Source organism: Actinosynnema sp. NPDC059797 (assembly GCF_042732085.1).
Taxonomy (GTDB): Bacteria; Actinomycetota; Actinomycetes; order Mycobacteriales; family Pseudonocardiaceae; genus Actinosynnema.
In genome coordinates this window covers 1-2,677 of the sequence record NZ_JBHWIE010000621.1, presented here as the reverse complement: position 1 = coordinate 2,677, position 2,677 = coordinate 1, and the positions used below count along the sequence as shown (strand labels likewise).

4 protein-coding genes are annotated in these 2,677 nt (G+C 74.6%); all 4 read left to right on the top strand.

Annotation, left to right across the window (positions count from 1 at the left end):
• Window positions 1-480: FAD-dependent monooxygenase (locus tag ACFV4N_RS42550; protein WP_499678375.1), on the top strand; the 480-nt coding region annotated here is incomplete at its 5' end.
• Window positions 481-491: 11 nt separating this feature from the next.
• A complete protein-coding gene (locus ACFV4N_RS42545; protein ID WP_499678374.1) occupies window positions 492-1,556 on the top strand; it encodes an amidohydrolase family protein in 1,065 nt (354 codons plus the stop codon).
• Window positions 1,553-2,491: a VOC family protein gene (locus tag ACFV4N_RS42540; protein WP_499678373.1), complete on the top strand. Its 939-nt coding sequence runs from the start codon at window positions 1,553-1,555 to the stop codon at window positions 2,489-2,491. Before ACFV4N_RS42545 ends, ACFV4N_RS42540 begins: the two co-directional genes overlap by 4 nt.
• Window positions 2,491-2,677: hypothetical protein (locus tag ACFV4N_RS42535; RefSeq protein ID WP_499678372.1), on the top strand; the 187-nt coding region annotated here is incomplete at its 3' end. The genes ACFV4N_RS42540 and ACFV4N_RS42535, both read left to right, overlap by 1 nt.

Genomic DNA, 2,677 nt, shown 5'->3' with positions numbered 1-2,677 from the left:
GCCTACACCTACCTGGTGGAGCGCAACCGCGACCGCGACACCCTCGACCCGGGCGCCCACGCGGACGAGATGCGGCGCCTGGCCGAGGGCTACGGCGGTCCGTGGCCGGAGGTCCGGGCCGCGCTGACCGACCCGGCGGTGGTCAACTACACGTGGTTCCACCGGCTGCTGGTCGACGGGCCGTGGCACCGGGGCCGGGTGGTGCTGGTCGGCGACGCCGCCCACGCCTGCCCGCCCACGCTGGCCCAGGGCGCGGCCATGTCCCTGGAGGACGCGCTGGTCCTGGCCGAGCTGCTGGCCGCGCGCGACACCTGGGACGACGCGCTGCTCACCGCCTACCGGGACCGCCGGTACCCGCGCGTGCGCGCGGTCGTGGACGCCTCGGTGCAGCTCGGGCAGTGGCTGCTGGACGGGGTGCGCGACGCCGACGTGCCGGGCCTGATGGGCCGCACCATGGCCGTGCTGGCGGCGCGACCGTGACCGCGCCGACCGTGACCGCGTCAACCGTGGACGTGTCGACCGTGGACGTGCCGACCGTGACCGCGCCGACCGTGACCGCGCCGACCGTGGACGTGCACGCCCACGTCCTGCTGCCCGAGGTCGACCGCCTGGTGGCGGACGAGCCCGGCCTCGCCGCCGCCCGCGCCCTGGACGCCCGCCGCAACGGCCCCGACGCCCTGGCCGTCAGCGGCGCCATGGTCCGCGACCGGCTGGCGCCGCTGACCGACGTGGCGCACCGGCTGGCCGCCATGGACGCCGCCGGCGTGGACGTGCAGCTGGTGAGCCCGTCGCCGTCGCACTACCACTACTGGGCCGACCGGGAGGTCGCCCGCGCGGTGTGCGAGACGGCCAACACCGCCACGGCCGAGCACTGCGCGCACGCCCCCGACCGGCTGCACGGCCTCGGCTTGGTCCCGCTGCAACACCCCGACCTGGCGGTGGGGGCGCTCGACCACGCGTTGAGCGCAGGGCTGCGCGGCGTGGAGATCGGCAGCCACGCGCCCGGCCGCGAGCTGTCCGACCCGGCCTACGAGCCGTTCTGGGAGCTGGCCGCCGAGACCGGCGCGATCGTGTTCCTGCACCCGTTCGGGTGCACGCTCGACGAGCGGCTGGACCGCTGGTACCTGTCCAACAGCGTCGGCCAGCCGGTGGAGAACGCCGTCGCGCTGTCCCACCTGATCTTCTCCGGCGTGCTGGACCGCCACCCGGCCCTCACGGTGGTCGCCGCGCACGGCGGCGGCTACCTGCCCACCCACCTCGGCCGCGCCGACCACGCCTGGCGCGTCCGGCCCGACGCGAAGGGCTGCGCCCACCCGCCCAGCCACTACGCCAGGCGACTGCGGTTCGACTCGCTGGTCCACGACCCGCTGGTGCTGCGCGAACTGGTCCGCGTCGCCGGCCCGGACCGGGTGCTGCTCGGCTCGGACTTCCCCTTCGACATGGGCTCCGACGACCCGGTGGCCGCCCTGCGCGCCGCGGACCTGCCCGAACCCGACTTCCACGCCGTCCGCGGCGGCAACGCCGCCGCCCTGCTCAACCTGGAGGAGAACCGGTGACCAGGCGATTGCTCACCCACCTGCGGCACGTCGACCTCGCCGTGCCCGACTACGACAAGCAGCGCGAGTTCTACGCCGGCGTCTGGGGCCTGACCGAGGTCGCAGGCGACTCGGGCCTGAGCTTCCTGGCCGCCGAGGGCTCGCCCGAGCAGTACGTGGTGCGGTTGCGCAAGGCCGAGGAGAAGCGCCTGGACCTCGTCGCGTTCGGCGCCGCTTCCCCCGCCGACGTGGACGCCCTCGCCGACCAGCTCATCGCCGCCGGCGTCACGCTCATCAGCACCCCGGACGAGCTCGGCACGCTCGGCGGCGGCTACGGCTTCCGGTTCTTCGACGTGGACGGCCGCACCGTCGAGGTCTCCGCCGACGTGGAGGTCCGGCAGCACCGCCGGATCGAGGAGAAGGAGTCCATCCCGGTCCGGCTCTCGCACGTGGTGCTCAACTCGCCCGACATCAGCGCCACCCGCGCCTGGTACGAGCGGCACCTGTCGTTCGCCCTGTCGGACACCCTCGGCTCACCGCACCTGGGCGAGATCATGCACTTCATGCGGATCAACCCGCAGCACCACAGCCTCGCCCTGGCCAGGGGGCCGCACACCTCGCTGCACCACATCTCCTTCGAGCTGCGCGGCGTGGACGAGTACATGCGCGGCACCGGGCGGCTGCTGCGCGCGGGCGTGCGCAAGATCTGGGGACCCGGCCGGCACCTGGCGGGCGACAACACGTTCTCCTACTTCTTCGACCCGCACGGCAACACCGTCGAGTACACCACCGAGCTGGAGCAGCTCGACGAGGACGCCTGGCACCCGCAGGTCTACGACCTCTCCCGGCCCGAGGTCGCCGACCAGTGGGGCACCGCCAACCCGATGAACGAGCTCGTGGCCAAGGAGTCGTTCAACGACCCCGACCGCGGCGTCTTCGTCGCCCCGCCGGTCTGATGAGGTTCGCCGCCTACCGGCACGAGGGGCGCGAGCGGGTCGGCGTGCTCGACGACGCCGACCTGCTCCACCCGCTCGACGCCGCGACCCTGACCGAGGTCCTGGCCGACCTGCCCGCGGCCGGGGCCGCCGCGCTCGACGGCCCACCCGGGCCGCACGTGGGCGCGGTGCGGCTGCTCGCCCCGC